Source organism: Paramagnetospirillum marisnigri (genome assembly GCF_001650715.1).
Classification (GTDB): domain Bacteria; phylum Pseudomonadota; class Alphaproteobacteria; order Rhodospirillales; family Magnetospirillaceae; genus Phaeospirillum; species Phaeospirillum marisnigri.
Map to the genome: position 1 here is coordinate 72,631 of NZ_LWQT01000037.1, position 14,535 is coordinate 87,165.

Below are 14,535 nucleotides of genomic sequence, written 5' to 3' on the forward strand. Positions count from 1 at the left end.
TGGGAGTCAGCCCCGCTTTCAGTACAGGGCGCGAACCAGTTCCTCGCGCTCGGCGGGACTCAACCGCATATTGGCGGGCAGCGGCCCCAGCCCCAGCAGGTAATGCACGGCGCGCAAGCCCTTGGAATCGGTCTGGCGGCGATCGGCGCCCGCCGCCAGCAGCAGGCGGATGGTGGCGGCCGAGCCATTGCTGGCGGCGTAGATCAAGGCGGTGCGGGAATCATGGGCCAAGGGCTGGAGCCTGCTCGTCTGCCAGGTATCGGCATTGACCCTGGCGCCCTTGTCCAACAGGAAGGCGGCCGCATTGGCCAGATCGAAGCGTGCCGCCTCCATCAGCGGCGTCTTGCCGAAATGGTTGCGGCGGTCGACGTCGCGCAGGCTGGCGAAGCCCTCGGGATCGGGCACCATCTTGCCGCCCGCCAGTTCCCACAGCAGTGGCAGGGCGGGATGCCCCACCGCCAGATGCACCAGCGGGTCGAACGGAGCAAAGCGGGCGCAATCACCGAAGGGTTTCAGCCTCTCGGGCTCGGGCGGAGGCAGTTCGGCCATGCGCGCCACCGAGGCCCGCTCCAGCAGCAATCGGCGCAGCGAGGCGGGCGGCGGCGCATCGCCACAGGACGAGCCATGGGCCAGGACGAACAGGGCGCGTGACGCCCCCGAGACGGACTCGGCCTCGGACAGGCCCTTGGCGCGGAACCAGCCCGCCAGCGACTCCCGCGCCCGCAGATAGGCCGATCGCAATGTCTCCGCCGCTGCGTGATTGTCCAGCGAGCCATAGCCCCAGGTCTGGTAGGGGAACTCCATCACCGGCTCGGGCCAGTCCAAAGTCTGGCGCGGATCGAACACCACCGCCGCCATCCGGGGCAAATCCATCTGCATCACCGGATAGCGCGGCGTCTTGGGATGATTGCCGTTCTGGGCGCCATCGGCGGCGGCACTGGCCTCGACGAAGGCGGCCAGATCGGCCTCGGGGAAGCCGGGCACCCGTCCCCGCCCGGCCAGGCATCCGGATATGGCGGGCGTGAAGTCCACGGTCATGGAATCGTCGTCGGGACCGGGTGCGGCGGTGAAGTCCATGGCCGCCGCCAGGGCGGGCCGGGCCAGCAGCACGGCGCAGGGAATGGCGTAGGAATAGACATACCGCTCTCCCGAACGGCTTTCCGCCACCTTGGTCATGGCCGCCAGCCGCAGACTGGGCACCAGCGAGGCGTCGGTGCCGTCATAGGGAACCGGCGGCGTGAAGAAGCGCCCCATGCTCTCTCGCACCCGCCCCAGGCTCAGACCGTCGATCCCGGCCATCAGCGAGCGGATTTCCTCGTCGCGGGCGGCGGAGCGGTCGCGGAACGCATGCAGGAACAGGGCAAGGTCGAGGCGCGCCGAGGCGCTGTCGAGGGTGGCCAGCCGCAAGGCCGGTTCGGCGCCATCGGGGCTGACATCCATGAAGCGGATGGCGGCGGCCTTGTCCCAGGGCGGCGAGGGTGGCGCCTCGCCGTAGAGCGATGGCGGCGCGGGCGGCGGCGGCACCGCGTGGCGGGCGAAATCGGCGGGATGGCGGGCCAGACGCTCCAAGAGGGCGAAGTCCCCCGCCAGGGAATCGGGCACCGGACAGGACAGCAGCGGCCCGGCCAGTTCGCCCATCTCCTTGGCCAGGGTGGCGAAGGCGGCGGCGCGGCCCTTGACCAGGGGACAGGGCAGCCGCAGCCGGACTCCGTCGAGGATGCCGTCCCGCTCGGTCAGGACCCAGAGATTCCGCCGCGCCGTCATATCGTAACGCATCTGGTGATGGGAGGTCTCCGCCGCCTCCAGCACCAGCACCGCATCCACCAGCCGCAGGGTGCGAACCAGCACGCCAAGCGGCTCGGCCCCCTTCGGCGGGGTCAGGGCCTCGGCATAGGCGAGAGGCAGCATCACCCGGTCGAGATCGGCCTGATGGGGCTGCCCCCGGATCATTTCGTCCTGGCGGGCCAGCCTTCGCAACGCCTCGGCCCGCACCGCCTCGGCATGATCGTGGAAAGCGCGCCAGCGGCCGCGCAACAGGGCGTCCTCGGCCTCCACCAGCCGTTCCAGCGGATCACGCCCGACCCCCGGCGGCAGCGGCCAGGGCGTCTCCCCCACGGCCACCCGCTCCAGGTCGGCCTGAATGCGCGACAGTACCCGCCGGGGTGCCTGGCTGGCACCGGGACGGTCGTCAACAAAAACGATGGTGGGACGGTATAGATAATGGTCGGCCGCAAGCGCCATCACCGTAACGGCGATCACGGCCAGTGCGACGAGCAAGGCCGCGCGCATGGCGGCTGGATCAGCTAAGGAAGCGGGAAACGGTCTGCAGGAAGTTCGACACCGAGATCGGCTTGGCGATATAGCCCTCGCAGCCGCCCTCGCGAATCTTCTCCTCGTCGCCCTTCATGGCGAAGGCCGTGACGGCGATGACCGGGATCGCCTTCAGTTCGGCGTCTTCCTTCAGCATCTTGGTGATTTCCAGGCCGGAAATCTCGGGCAGCTGGATATCCATCAGGATAAGATCAGGACGGCTCTTGCGGGCGATGTCCATGACTTCCCGCCCATCCTTGGTCTGCAGGGTGGTGTAGCCGTTGGCCTGAAGCAGGTCATTGAACAACTTCATGTTCAAGTCGTTATCTTCAACGATCAGTACCGACTTCGCCATTCCGCTCCTCAATTCGCTTCCCCGGCGCCGCCGGAGACAAATCAGACCGACTGCATATCCAATCGACGCATCATCCCCAATTCATTGCCTTGAGTCAAACGATGGAGATGCCCGCCTGACGCATGCCGAAACCGCGACCGCCCCCCACCCCAGCAGGAACGCCACCCCTCCCGCCGGCGTCACCATGGGCAGCGGCAGCGGACCGCTCAGCGCCTTGACGTAAAGCGAGCCCGAGAACAGCAGCATTCCCGCCACGAACAGCACGCCCGCCACCATGGACCAGCGATCGCCGTTCAGGCCGCGCGCCTCCAGCGCAAGCAGGGCCACGGCATGGATCAGTTGGAAAGCCGAGGCCTTCTCCATCAGCGGCACCGCCTGAGGGTCGACACCATGGGCGCCATAGGCCGCCAGGCCGATGGCCAGGGCACCGTTGACTCCCGCCAGCAGGCTCCAGGGACGCATGTGCATAACTCCTTGACCGATGGATGAATCGCGCGGCGATAATGACCAGACCCATCGACCAGGACGAGAGGGAAGAATGAAGCCCCGCCATGCAGCACTCCTTGCCCTGTTGTTCCTGCTGATGTCTCACCATGCCGCCCGGGCCGAGGCCGCCGCCCTGATCACCCGGCTGCAGGGCATGGTCCAGGCCGTGGAAGCCCGGGGCAGCCGCTCGCTGGCGGTGGGCGATCCCGTCAACAGCGGCGACCGGCTGCGCACCGGTCCCGGTGCCCGCCTGGAACTGCGCTTCGCCGATGGCATGGACCTGACCCTGGGCGAAGGCGCCGAACTGGTGGTGGAGAGTTTCGCCTGGGCGCCCGCCGCCAACCGGGGCAAGGCCGAACTGGCGGTGCTGACGGGCGCTTTCTTGGTGGAATCCGGCCGGGTCGGCAAGCTGCCCGACCATCCGCTGCTGGTCAAGACGCCCATGGCTTCGGTCGGAGTGCGCGGCACCAAATTCTGGGGCGGCTCGCTGGGGGATCCGCTGAATGTGCTGCTGCTGGACGGCCGCATCGTGGTCACCAGCCCAAAGGGAGCCGTGGACCTGAACGAGCCCGGCGCCGGGACCTCGATTCCGGTGGCGGGCGAGGCCCCCACCCCGCCGTCCTTCTGGGGCGAGGACCGCATCAAGCGCGCCTTCGCCACCGTAAGTTTCGACAAATAACCTACCGGAACACCACCGTCTTGGAGCCATTGAGCAGCACCCGCTGCTCGGTGTGCCAGCGCACGGCGCGGGCCAGCACCACATTCTCGATGTCGCGGCCGATGGCCACCAGATCGTCGGGGGTATGGGTATGGTCCACTCGCTCGACCCCCTGTTCGATGATGGGGCCTTCGTCCAGGTCGGCGGTGACGTAATGGGCGGTGGCGCCGATGATCTTGACGCCGCGGGAATGGGCCTGGTGATAGGGCTTGGCGCCCTTGAAGCTGGGCAGGAACGAGTGATGGATGTTGATGGCGCGGCCCTGCAGCCGGATGCACATGTCGGTGGACAGAATTTGCATGTAGCGGGCCAGCACCACCAGATCGGCGTCGGCGCGGTCGATCACCTCGAGCACCCGGGCCTCCTGGGCGGCTTTGTCGTGCTTGTCCACCGCCAGGTAATGATAGGGAATGCCGTGCCATTCGACGATGGAACGCATGTCCTGGTGATTGGAGATCACCGCCGGAATCTCAACGGGCAACTGGCCTGTGTGGTAGCGGTGCAGCAAGTCGTTGAGACAATGGCCAAACTTGGAGACCAGGATCACCACGCGGGCCTTGCGGTTGGCATCATGCAGCTTCCAGATCATCTGGAAGCGGTCGGCGATGGAGGTGAACAGCTTCTCGACCTCGGCCTTGGGCGGCGTCATGGCGCCGGGGCCGAACACGATGCGCATGAAGAAGCGCGACGACAGCGGATCACCGAACTGGGCGGCCTCGGTGATGAAGCAGTCGTGCTGGGACAGGAAGCCCGAAACCGCCGCCACGATCCCCACCGTGTCGGGGCAGGTGATGGTCAGAATCCAAGCTTGTTTGTCGGCCATGCCTCTTCTCCGTCAATTCCTTGGCCGACAGGTCTAGCCGAGGATCGCCTCCACGCCAAGACGGCAATCGCCCCCTTGCCTTTTTTGCGTAAATCGCCGATGGTCCGGGCCGACTCCAGCTCTGCCTGAGGAGAGGCTCGATGATCACCGTCTACTACAAGTCGGGCACCGCCCAGTGGAAGTACGAACTGGAAGACGCCGAGCACGACTACATCATCAAGAACGTGCTGGAAGACAGCCCCGACCTCACCGAAATGTTCGACGACTCGCTGGAAATCCTGCGCGACATTTCGGCCATGGACGAGGACGAGATGGACGAGGAGGACGAGATCGACCAGACCATCGCGGTCTCGTTCATCTGGCACTATTTCAATCATCTCGCCGAGGGCGATGACCGCATCGAGGGCGATGTGGTCCTGATCGAGGAAGAGGACGGCTCGGGCGTCACCGTCATGCCCGCCTCGGCCATCGACGACGGCGAATAAGGGGCGCTTCGCGCCCCGTCACCCGCCTCAGCCCACTTCGCGGCGATAGATATCGGCCAGTTCCTCGTCGATCTCGGGGTCGACCATGGCGGAAATGGCGGCCAACAGCCCCATCTCTTCCTTCTGGATGTGGAAGATTTCGCGTTCCACCAGTTCGGCCCCGGCATCCTTGAACTCGCCCCAGCTGGCATCGGTGAATCCGGCGCTCGACGCCGCCAACGCCAGATCGGCCACCTGCAAGGCCAGCGGCAGGATGGACTGATGCTCGTGGGTCAGCATGGTGACGATGCCGGTCTCACCCTGATTGATGAACACCTTGAACAGGTGGTTCTCCTCGAAGGCGAAGTGGCTTTCCACCTCGGACCGCAGAATGCCCGACAGTTGCTTCAGCTTGCGCCCCAGCAGGTCGTCCATGGCGGGCGCCTTCTTGTTGGAGCCAAGAAGCTCGTCCAACGACTGCAACGCCTCGATGGTGGTCATATGGGCCTGATGCAGCAGGGCGCCGGTCTGGGTATTCATGAAGACTATCCTTGTTGATGGGCGGCGGCCGCGGCCGCCATGTGGGAACCATAGCGGCGCAACACTTCCACCGTGTAGACGCCGAACGAAACCGCCCCGGCCAGACCGGCCAGGACACCAAGGCGCATGGGCCAGGCCCAACCGCCCGCCAAGGCGACGCCGATCAGGACCAGCGCCACCGCGTGGCAGCCCAGGTGAATGTCCACCGGCAATTTGGGCGACAGATGGGACAACAGGGCGGGCTTGCCCCCCAGGGCCGAGGAATGCATGGAGGCCAGGAAGGGCATGATCCGCTGCAAGATGGCGGTGACGAAGGACAGCAGCCAGCCGAACACCAGCACGAAGCCCCACAACACGCCCCAGGGATCAAGCGGCGCGCCCAGGGCCGGGGGCAGGGCCAGCAGCAGGCTGAACGGCAGCAGGCCCCAGGCGATCCACACCAGGCGGAAGAAGGGCTCCAGCCGCTTCTTCATGCGGGTCTTCAGGCTGTCGCGCATGCCCTTGAGATAGAGAACGGCCGCCGCCAGTCCCACCAACGCCCCCAAGGCAGCCAGCACGCCCAGCCCGAGGGCGGCACCAAGGGCGCCGAGGCCCAGCGCCACGGCGGACAACAGCGCGGTACGCTTGCCCAGCACATCGGGCACGGCCGAGCCCAGCACGAACATGGGGATCAGCACATAGGAAAAGCCCAGCGCCAGCATGCCCATGAAGCCATAGGCGGCCAGCACGCCATGGGCGGCGGCGATGGCGCCGTGATCGCCCAGAAATCCCTTGGTGAAATCCACCACCAGGGCAAAGCCCAGCACGACTATGCCAAGCAGCCCGGCCAGGGCCAGCCAGGCATGGCGGGTAACGCCCGGGAGATCGTCGACCTTGCGCAGATTGGCCGCCACCAGGCCGCCGAAGATCAGCAGCCCCAGCGCCGCCAGACCGGCGCCGCCATGCTGCAGCCCCGGCACCGCCAGGGCGATGCCGGTACAGAACAGCGCCACTCCCGGCGCATAAACGGCGAACATCAGCTTGCAGGCCCAGACCGGCCCCAGCGGGCGGCGGGTGGCGACGGGCAGCAGCTGGATGGCGGCTCCCATGGCGGTCATGGCCAGGGTTCCCAGCGTGATCAGGTGCAACGCCGCCAGGGCGGTACCCTGGCCGCCGACGAAGCCCAGGGCGGCATCGGGACCGGCCACGGCCAGCAGCACCCAGGCGGCGAGATGGAAGGCCACCGCGGCCACGAAGAAGCGGTAGGGCACCGAGGGCGGCAGCAGGCGGTCCTTCGCCCCCATCATCAGGCTTCCGGGGAACATCAGACGGCGCGCTCCAGCCAGAGGCGGACATTGACCACCTCATTGGCGACGCGGGCGATCCTCCAGCCACGCTCCGCCAGTTCCGGAATCAGGAAATGGGGCTCGCGCTCGTGATGGACCACCACGGTCTCGTCGCCGTCCAGGCCCTCGATCAGCCGCAGGATGGCCAGCATGGGATTGGGCGGACTGAGCTTGCGCACGTCGATATGGATGCCGTCGTCCTCGCGCCAGGTCATGGCGCCCTCGGGCAGAACCTGGACCTCGGCGCCGCTTTCCCAGTCGGCACCGCCATCCAGGTGGAAGAACACCCGCCAATGCCCTTCGGACAACTTGCGGCCGTAGGACGAGAAACCGCGTCCCGCCAGGACGCGGCGTAGCGGCGATGGATTGAACGGCGCATCGATCACCAGGAAGCCGCCGAATTCGACGACGGCGGCCGCTTCCATGATGGCGGCGAAGGGGTCTTCCCCCTGCGCCAGAAATCCCCGCACATCCATGGGCGCCGCGTCCAGGGCCAGGGCCATCCACTCGGGTGGACCGCCTTTGCCTGCTTCACCGGAATCCATTGTGGTAGCTGCCATGACGCGCCCTTCGAATTCTTGACATAGCCTGACGTCTCGCCAAGGCAGCGACCTTGACGTTCGTTAAGCAGATGGGGCGGGTGCACAGGTTTTAATCGTTCGCACCTTCGCGGACAAGTCTCCGCAGGGCATCGATATCGGTGATTTCCACCTCGCGGCCATGGGTCTCGACGCCGACGGTCTTGAGGCGGTTGAGGGCACGCGACAGGCTTTCGGGGGCGATGCCGATGCGGCTGGCCAGGACCGACTTGGTGATGGGCAGCCGCACGCGTTCGGAATTGCCGCCCGCCTGGGCCTTGGCGGCCAGGGCCAGCAGGAAGGTGGCGAGCCTCTGGCTGGGCGACTTGCTCTTCAACTCGGTGATCTCGCGGATCAGTAGGGTCTGCCAGCGGGCCAAGCCGCCCAGCAGGGCCAGGCCCAGGGCCGGATTGTCGGCGAGGCGCTTCATGAAAGGGGCGGCGGGGATATGGGCCAACCGCGAGCCTGCCGCCACCTCGCAGTTCAGCGGAAAGATGCCCGACGAGAAAATGGCGGCCTCGGCAAAGGTGCAGATGGGGTCGAACACCTCGATGATGGACTGGTCGCCGGTTTCGGTCAGGGCGAACAGGTTGACGCGGCCTTCCATCACCACGAAGAAGCGATCGGCCTTATCCCCCTGGCTGAACAGCAGTTCCACCTCGGGATAGGAACTCACATGGGCGCCGTCCAGCAGCAGGGAGAGGTCCTTGAGGGCCAACCCGGCCAACAGGGGGGCCTTGGCGATCCGTTCGAAATCGGCGGTGGTCAGGGTGCTCATGGCGTCATCCCACCTCGTCCTCGGCGCAGAAGTCGCGCAGCCGCTCCACATCGGCGATCACCACCAGATTGTCCGGCCGCGATTCCACACCCACCCGGGCCAGTTTGGCCAGGGCGCGGGACAGGCTTTCCGGCTTCATCCCCAACTGGTCGGCCACCAGCCGCTTGTCATAGGGAAAGCGCAGCTCCGCCCGCCCCTCGTCGGCCTCCACCATGGTCAGCATGAAGCTGCCCAGGCGCTGGGCCGTGGTCTTCAGCTTCAATTCGGCGATCTGACGCACCAGCATGCGCAGGCGCAACGACATGGTGGTCAGCATGTGCAGCATGATGTCCATGCGGCCTTCCAGGCGCTGGCAAAAGGCCTGGGCCGGAATGGACAGCAGGCGGGCACCGGTCAGCACCCGGGCGGACATGATATAGCGTCCCGACCCGAACATGGCGGCATCGCCCAGAACGGTGGGGCGCCGGGCGACCTCGACCACGCTCTTCTTGCCTTCCACGTCCACCGAAAGCTCCACATGGCCGTCGAGCACCACGAAGAAGCGGTCCACCACCTGGCCCTCGCGATAAAGCTCGTGCTCGTGCCCCAGGCTCAGGACCTCGGCGCCGCCCAGCAGGTCCTTGACGTCCTTTTCCATCACCCCCGTGAACAGGGGGGCGAACTGAAGCTGCAGCAGGACTTCGCGGTCCAGCCCCTGCGTCATGATGCGCGTTCCGATCTTCCAGCCAAGCCAAGACCCTACGACGAAGGCGCCGGGCGTTCCAGCGGTTTATGGGTTGCCCTGGGAGCCGGGGACGTGGATATAAGAGTTACGACGTTCGGGGAATTGACAGATGAATGACATAGCAGCACTGCCCATCGGGATTTTCGACTCCGGCGTGGGTGGGCTGACCGTGCTGAAGGCGGTGCGCGAGCGCCTGCCCCAGGAATCGCTGATTTATCTGGGCGATACCGCCCGCCTGCCCTATGGCACCAAAAGCGCCCAGACCGTGGCGGCCTATGCCCTGGAGGCGTCGCGCCGACTGGTCTCCTATGGCATCAAGGCGCTGCTGGTGGCCGATAACACCTCGTCGGCCCATGCGCTGGAGGCCCTGCGCGCTGAATTCCCCGGCCTGCCGGTGATCGGCGTGGTCGAGCCCGGCGCCACCGCCGCCGCAGCGGCTTCCGCCCGCGGCCGCATCGTGGTGGCGGCCACGGAAAGCACGGTTCAGGCGGGCACCTATCCCCGCGCCATCCTGCATTCACGCCCCAATGCCCAGGTGACGCAACTGCCCTGCCCGCTATTCGTGGCCATGGTGGAGGAAGGGCTGGTGGAGGGCGACATCGCCGAACAGATCGCCCACCATTATCTCGATTCGCTGTTTTCCGGTGCCGAGGCCGCCGACTGCCTGCTGCTGGGCTGCACCCACTTTCCCGCCCTGGCGCCGTTGTTCCGCCGCCTTTTGCCCGAGGTGGCGGTGGTGGATTCCGCATCGACCACCGCCATGGTCCTGGAAGACCTGCTGTCGCTGCGCCGGCTGCGGACCCCCGGGCGGGAACCGGGAGCCGTCCGCTACCTTGCCACCGACGCCCCCGAGCGCTTCGCCCGGGTGGCGCGGGTGTTCGTGCCCTGGACCATCGCGGAACGCGACATCGAGGGGATCGACCTGTAGGGCGGACGAGGCGTCCGCGCTCCAAAACGCGACGCGATCCCGGAGCGCGGGCATCCTCGCCCGCTGTTCAGCCTCCGGCGGATTTCAGCCGGGCGCGGGCATCGGTCAGCTTGGCATAGAGATCGTGGCAGTTCCTCGCCACTTCGGGTATCCGCTCCCAGCCGATCGGCAGTTCCTCGGACAGGTCGTGCAGGTCCATCTTGGCCTGGGTGGCCTGGGCGTTCAGCTTCTTGACCTCGGCCTTGATGGCTTCGACATCGCTCATCGGTGATCATCCTGAAACGTGGGCGGTGGCGGCCCGATCACTGTATCAGGATATGCGCCGACCTCAACCCGCCAGGCGGTAGGCCTGCCCTGCATCGGCCGATGAAAGGGGAGCGGCCATGGCATGCCCCTGGACCGGCGGATCGTCGCCGATGCGGGTATGAAAGCAGCCGAGGCACCACAGAACCGGCGCCAGCACCCTTTCCCGCACGATGGAATGGCGGGTCAATTGACCGCAATGGGGGCAGTGGCGAAATTCGTCCTTGGTGGAAAACATGGGGGTAATCATCTCAGGGTTCAAAATCTGGGCCTTGCCTACCCGCTTGGCCGCAGGGTTTCAAGCGAAGGTTCAGTTACGGTAGCCATGGACTGTGGCTATTTGATGGAAATCAACTGCAACCAACTCTTCATTGTTCCATTTCGGCAGGGACTGCCACTGTCAGCCACGGTCACCTGGACATGGAGGATGGGGTTGGACGATCTCGATCACGCCGCTGAACGCTCGCAGGTTTTTACCGAGGCTGCCCTGCAAACGGTGCTGCTCCGCCTGGACGGGCCGCCATCCTCGGGGGTCTGCCGTTCCTGCACCGATCCCATTGAGCCGCAACGGCTGCGGGCCAATCCCCGCGCCCGGCTGTGCGCTTGCTGCGCCGAGGAAGAGGAAATCCACCGCCTGCGCCACCGCCGCTGCGGCCCCCGTCCCTAGCTCCCGTCCCTATTGCGGCGGCATGCGCACCGCCCCGTCGAGGCGGATGGCGCTGCCGTTCAGCATGGGATTGTCGATGATGGCCAGCACCATCTTGGCGAATTCCTCGGGCCGCCCCAGGCGATGGGGGAACAAGGTGGAGGCCACCAGCCCCTCCATGACCTCGTCGGGCATGCCCGCCAGCATGGGGGTTTCCATATAGCCCGGCGCCACCGCCATCACCCGGATGCCCAGCGGCGCCAGTTCACGGGCGGCGGGCAGCGACAGGGCGGCGACGCCGCCCTTGGAGGAGGCATAGGCACACTGGCCGATCTGGCCGTCCCAGGCGGCGATGGAAGCGGTGTTGACCACCACGCCGCGCTCAAAGCCCTCCAGCGGTTCCAGCCCGGCCATGTCGGCGGCGGCAAGCCGCATGACGTTGAAGGTTCCCACCAGATTGACCTGAATGACGCGGGCGAAGGTTTCCAGCGGCATCGGCCCCTTGCGCCCCACCACCTTGCCCGGCGTCACCACCCCGGCGCAACTGACCGCGATGCGGGCGGGGCCGTTGGCGTCCCGTGCCTTGGCAAAGGCGGCCAGGGTCGAGGCCTCGTCGGTGACGTCGCAGCCTGCGAAGACCCCGCCGATCTCCTTGGCGGTGGCCTCGGCCTTGGCGGCATCGATATCGAACACCGCCACCTTGGCGCCCTGGGCCGCCAGGGCCCGAGCGGTGGCCTGCCCCAATCCCGAGCCGCCGCCGGTGACGATGGCGGCCAATCCGTTGATGTTCATGAAAGCCTCCTGGTCATGAGGCCCCCTCCCTCCCGCTGCGCGGGTCCCTCCCTCCCCCGGCCCGGCCGGGGGAGGGTTGGGGTGGGGGCACACTAAAAGCTCAGATCCCCGCAGGCGGGAACCGCATCGAACGCCGCCAGTATCTCGGCCTCGGCTCCCCGCTCGCGCCATTGGGGCTGGTTGTCGCGGTCGATCAGCAGGGCACGCACCCCCTCGACGAAGTCATGGGCCGGAGCCAGGGCCAGGGCGAGGCGGAACTCCATCTTCATGCATTCGTCGAAGCTCAGGCTCAGGCCGCGCTTGATCATCTCGAAGCTGACCGCCACCAGATGGGGTGACTTGGCGCGCAGCGTGGCCAGGGTCTCGGCGGCGAAGGGATTGGTTTCCGCCTCCAGCGCGGCGAAGACCTGATCCAGGCTGTCATGGCCGAAGCAGCGGTCGATCAGGGCGCGCTTGTCATCCAGCGGCGCCGGGCCGGGGTCGGAGGCGAAACCGACCAGGGTGGCGGCGACCCCGGCCTCATCGCGGGCCTCGGACAGGGCTTCCACCAAGGCGGGGATCCGGGCGCTGTCCACGTAATGGGTGGCCACCCCCACGTGCAGAGTATCGGCCGCCTTCAGCCTGGTTCCGGTCAGGCCGAGATACTGGCCGATGGCACCGGGAAGATGGGGCAGGAAATAGCTGCCGCCCACATCGGGAAAGAAGCCGATGCCGGTTTCCGGCATGGCGAACAGGGTCTTCTCGGTGGCGATGCGGTATTTGCCGTGCACCGAGACGCCGACGCCGCCGCCCATGACGATGCCGCCGATCAGGGCGATATAGGGTTTCGGCATGGTCTTGATGCGGCGGTTGAGGCGGTATTCATCGCGATAGAAGGCGGCGACGAACTCCAGATCGCCCGCCTTGCACGCCTCGTACAACTGCTTGATGTCGCCACCGGCGCAAAACGCCTTCTCGCCCGTGCCCTCGATCACCACGCAGGTGACCTCGGGATCGGCGGCCCAGGCGTCCAACTGGGGATGCAGGACGTGGACCTGATCCAGGGTCAGGGCATTCAGCGCCTTGGGGCGGTCCAGGGTGATGCGGCCGAGGCGGCCCTGGCGCTCGAAATGTATCTCAGACGTCATGGTCACAGGCTGTCCTTCCACATCTGGGCGTAACTGTCGCGCAGCACGGTCTTTTGCACCTTGCCCATGGCGTTGCGGGGCAAGTCGCGCACCAGCACCACCTGCTTGGGCACCTTGTAGTTGGCGAGACGGCCGCGCAGATCGGCGATGATGCCATCGGGCGTGAGGGCCGTGTCGGCGGGCGTGACCACCACCGCCAGGCCCGCCTCGCCGAAATCGGGATGGGGCATGCCGACCACGGCGGATTCGACCACGCCCGCCATGCGGTCGATGGCGTCCTCCACCTCCTTGGGATAGACGTTGTAGCCGCCCGAGATGATCAGGTCCTTGGCGCGCCCGACGATGGAGACATAGCCCCGCTCGTCCACCACGCCCACATCGCCCGACTTGAAAAAGCCGTCGGCGGTGAACTCGGCCTTGGTCTTCTCCGGCATGTTCCAATAGCCCGTGAAGATGTTCGGCCCCTTGACCTCGATGATGCCGATCTCGCCCTGGGGCAGCACGCGCCCATCCTCGTCGGTGATGCGAAGCTCCACATCCGGCAGGGGAAAGCCCACCGTCCCCGCCCGGCGCTCGCCGTCCAGCGGATTGGAGGTGAACATGCCGCCCTCGGTCATGCCGTAGCGTTCCAGAATGGTGAATCCGGTCCGCGCCTTGAACTCGTTGAAGGTCTCTTCCAGCAGTGGCGCCGAGCCCGAGATGAACAGCCGCATGGTCTGGCAGGCCGCGGGGGTCAGCGAGGGGCTGGCGATGAAGCGGGTGTAGAAGGTGGGCACCCCCATGAACACCGTCACCTTGGACAACAGGCGGATGGCCTGTTCGGCGTCGAATTTGGGACAGAAGATCATGGACGTGCCGTTGAGCAGCACGCAGTTGATGGCCACGAACAGGCCGTGGGTGTGGAAGATGGGCAGGCAGTGCAGCAGCACGTCGTCGGGCCGGAAGCCCCACAGCTTGTGCAGGGTGAGCGCGTTGGAGGCCAGGTTGCGATGGCTCATCATGGCGCCCTTGGGCCGCCCGGTGGTGCCCGAGGAATACAGGATGGCGGCGATGTCGTCGCCGCCCCGGCCGGTGGTGGCGATGTCGGACGGCAATCCCTTGGCGCGCTGGCACAGGCTGCCATCGCCGGTCGCCCCCAGGGTCAGCACCGTGGCCCGGATCCCCGCCTTGGCGACGAGGCCTTCCAGTTCCGCCAGCCGGTGCGGCTGGCACACCACCGCCGCCGGAGCGGCATCGGACAGGAAGTATTCCAACTCGTCGGACTGATAGGCGGTATTGAGGGGCAGCAGCACGCCGCCGCAACGCATGCAGGCCAGATACAACGCGACGGCTTCCGGCGACTTGTCCACCTGCACCGCCACCCGGTCACCCGGCGCCACCCCCACCGAAACCAGCAGATTGGCGAAGCGGGCCGATAGGGCCTCCACATCGCCATAGCTGAGCGTCTGGCCGTCGGGCACCTGGATGAACGGTCGGGAACGGTCGGCGGGAAAGCGCGAGCGGAACAGCTCGAACAGATTGTCCAACATGCGGCGGCGCACTCCCCATCCATTTCGTCGTCATGCCCGGACCTGTTCCGGGCATCCCCATGGCTCCGCCCCTCGGGCGGCGGAGCCTCGGCATCACGCGGATGGCCGG

18 protein-coding genes are annotated in these 14,535 nt (G+C 66.7%); 4 read left to right on the forward strand and 14 right to left on the reverse strand.

What is annotated here, in order from left to right:
• Positions 1-18: 18 nt before the first annotated feature.
• From A6A04_RS02655 to A6A04_RS02665, 3 genes are all read right to left on the reverse strand, one after another.
• Positions 19-2,277 carry an ankyrin repeat domain-containing protein gene (locus A6A04_RS02655; RefSeq protein ID WP_172822722.1) on the reverse strand — a complete coding sequence of 753 codons (2,259 nt, stop codon included), beginning with the start codon at positions 2,275-2,277 and terminating at the stop codon, positions 19-21.
• A gap of 22 nt (positions 2,278-2,299) precedes the next feature.
• The gene (locus tag A6A04_RS02660) at positions 2,300-2,665 is read right to left on the reverse strand and encodes a response regulator (protein WP_068489707.1); all 366 of its coding nucleotides are present in this window, start codon (positions 2,663-2,665) and stop codon (positions 2,300-2,302) included.
• An 81-nt stretch (positions 2,666-2,746) separates the two neighbouring features.
• Positions 2,747-3,127 (reverse strand): DUF423 domain-containing protein, encoded by a 381-nt coding sequence (locus tag A6A04_RS02665; RefSeq protein WP_068489708.1) that lies wholly within the window; start codon positions 3,125-3,127, stop codon positions 2,747-2,749.
• Between the two features lie 76 nt (positions 3,128-3,203).
• Here A6A04_RS02665 and A6A04_RS02670 point away from each other — a divergent pair, with 76 nt between their 5' ends.
• Positions 3,204-3,830 carry a FecR family protein gene (locus A6A04_RS02670; RefSeq protein WP_082914647.1) on the forward strand — a complete coding sequence of 209 codons (627 nt, stop codon included), beginning with the start codon at positions 3,204-3,206 and terminating at the stop codon, positions 3,828-3,830.
• Position 3,831: 1 nt separating this feature from the next.
• Here A6A04_RS02670 and purU read toward each other — a convergent pair whose 3' ends face one another.
• Entirely contained in the window at positions 3,832-4,692 is an 861-nt protein-coding gene (purU, locus tag A6A04_RS02675) for a formyltetrahydrofolate deformylase (protein WP_068489710.1), read from the reverse strand.
• Between the two features lie 140 nt (positions 4,693-4,832).
• On the opposite strand from purU, the gene A6A04_RS02680 reads away from it, so the two are divergent.
• Complete coding sequence (locus tag A6A04_RS02680) at positions 4,833-5,177, forward strand: hypothetical protein (RefSeq protein WP_068489711.1); 345 nt, start codon at positions 4,833-4,835, stop codon at positions 5,175-5,177.
• Positions 5,178-5,204: 27 nt separating this feature from the next.
• On the opposite strand, the gene A6A04_RS02685 is transcribed toward A6A04_RS02680, so the two are convergent.
• The 5 genes from A6A04_RS02685 to A6A04_RS02705 all read right to left on the reverse strand — a co-directional run bounded on the left by A6A04_RS02685 (position 5,205) and on the right by A6A04_RS02705 (position 9,080).
• Positions 5,205-5,696, reverse strand: coding sequence for a hemerythrin domain-containing protein (locus A6A04_RS02685; protein WP_068489712.1), 492 nt, complete (start codon positions 5,694-5,696; stop codon positions 5,205-5,207).
• 5 nt (positions 5,697-5,701) lie between these two features.
• Entirely contained in the window at positions 5,702-7,000 is a 1,299-nt protein-coding gene (locus tag A6A04_RS02690) for a hypothetical protein (RefSeq protein ID WP_068489713.1), read from the reverse strand.
• Positions 7,000-7,581, reverse strand: a complete 582-nt coding sequence (locus tag A6A04_RS02695) for a DUF2249 domain-containing protein (RefSeq protein ID WP_068489714.1) — start codon at positions 7,579-7,581, stop codon at positions 7,000-7,002. The genes A6A04_RS02690 and A6A04_RS02695 overlap by 1 nt, the downstream gene beginning before the upstream one ends.
• A gap of 91 nt (positions 7,582-7,672) precedes the next feature.
• Positions 7,673-8,377, reverse strand: a complete 705-nt coding sequence (locus A6A04_RS02700) for a helix-turn-helix domain-containing protein (RefSeq protein WP_068489715.1) — start codon at positions 8,375-8,377, stop codon at positions 7,673-7,675.
• A 4-nt stretch (positions 8,378-8,381) separates the two neighbouring features.
• A complete protein-coding gene (locus A6A04_RS02705; RefSeq protein WP_068489716.1) occupies positions 8,382-9,080 on the reverse strand; it encodes a cyclic nucleotide-binding domain-containing protein in 699 nt (232 codons plus the stop codon).
• A gap of 130 nt (positions 9,081-9,210) precedes the next feature.
• Here A6A04_RS02705 and murI point away from each other — a divergent pair, with 130 nt between their 5' ends.
• Entirely contained in the window at positions 9,211-10,029 is an 819-nt protein-coding gene (gene murI / locus A6A04_RS02710) for a glutamate racemase (RefSeq protein WP_068489717.1), read from the forward strand.
• A gap of 67 nt (positions 10,030-10,096) precedes the next feature.
• Here murI and A6A04_RS02715 read toward each other — a convergent pair whose 3' ends face one another.
• Positions 10,097-10,294: a CCE_0567 family metalloprotein gene (locus A6A04_RS02715; protein ID WP_068489718.1), complete on the reverse strand. Its 198-nt coding sequence runs from the start codon at positions 10,292-10,294 to the stop codon at positions 10,097-10,099.
• A gap of 63 nt (positions 10,295-10,357) precedes the next feature.
• Positions 10,358-10,570: a hypothetical protein gene (locus tag A6A04_RS02720; protein WP_068489719.1), complete on the reverse strand. Its 213-nt coding sequence runs from the start codon at positions 10,568-10,570 to the stop codon at positions 10,358-10,360.
• Between the two features lie 195 nt (positions 10,571-10,765).
• Between A6A04_RS02720 and A6A04_RS02725 the strand changes: the two genes are divergently transcribed.
• Positions 10,766-10,999: a TraR/DksA C4-type zinc finger protein gene (locus A6A04_RS02725; protein WP_068489720.1), complete on the forward strand. Its 234-nt coding sequence runs from the start codon at positions 10,766-10,768 to the stop codon at positions 10,997-10,999.
• Positions 11,000-11,008: 9 nt separating this feature from the next.
• Here A6A04_RS02725 and A6A04_RS02730 read toward each other — a convergent pair whose 3' ends face one another.
• From A6A04_RS02730 to A6A04_RS02740, 3 genes are all read right to left on the reverse strand, one after another.
• Positions 11,009-11,770, reverse strand: a complete 762-nt coding sequence (locus A6A04_RS02730; protein ID WP_068489721.1) for an SDR family NAD(P)-dependent oxidoreductase — start codon at positions 11,768-11,770, stop codon at positions 11,009-11,011.
• Between the two features lie 92 nt (positions 11,771-11,862).
• Positions 11,863-12,897: an enoyl-CoA hydratase/isomerase family protein gene (locus A6A04_RS02735; protein WP_068489722.1), complete on the reverse strand. Its 1,035-nt coding sequence runs from the start codon at positions 12,895-12,897 to the stop codon at positions 11,863-11,865.
• A gap of 2 nt (positions 12,898-12,899) precedes the next feature.
• The gene (locus A6A04_RS02740; protein ID WP_068489723.1) at positions 12,900-14,426 is read right to left on the reverse strand and encodes a malonate--CoA ligase; all 1,527 of its coding nucleotides are present in this window, start codon (positions 14,424-14,426) and stop codon (positions 12,900-12,902) included.
• Between the last annotated feature and the right edge of the window lie 109 nt (positions 14,427-14,535).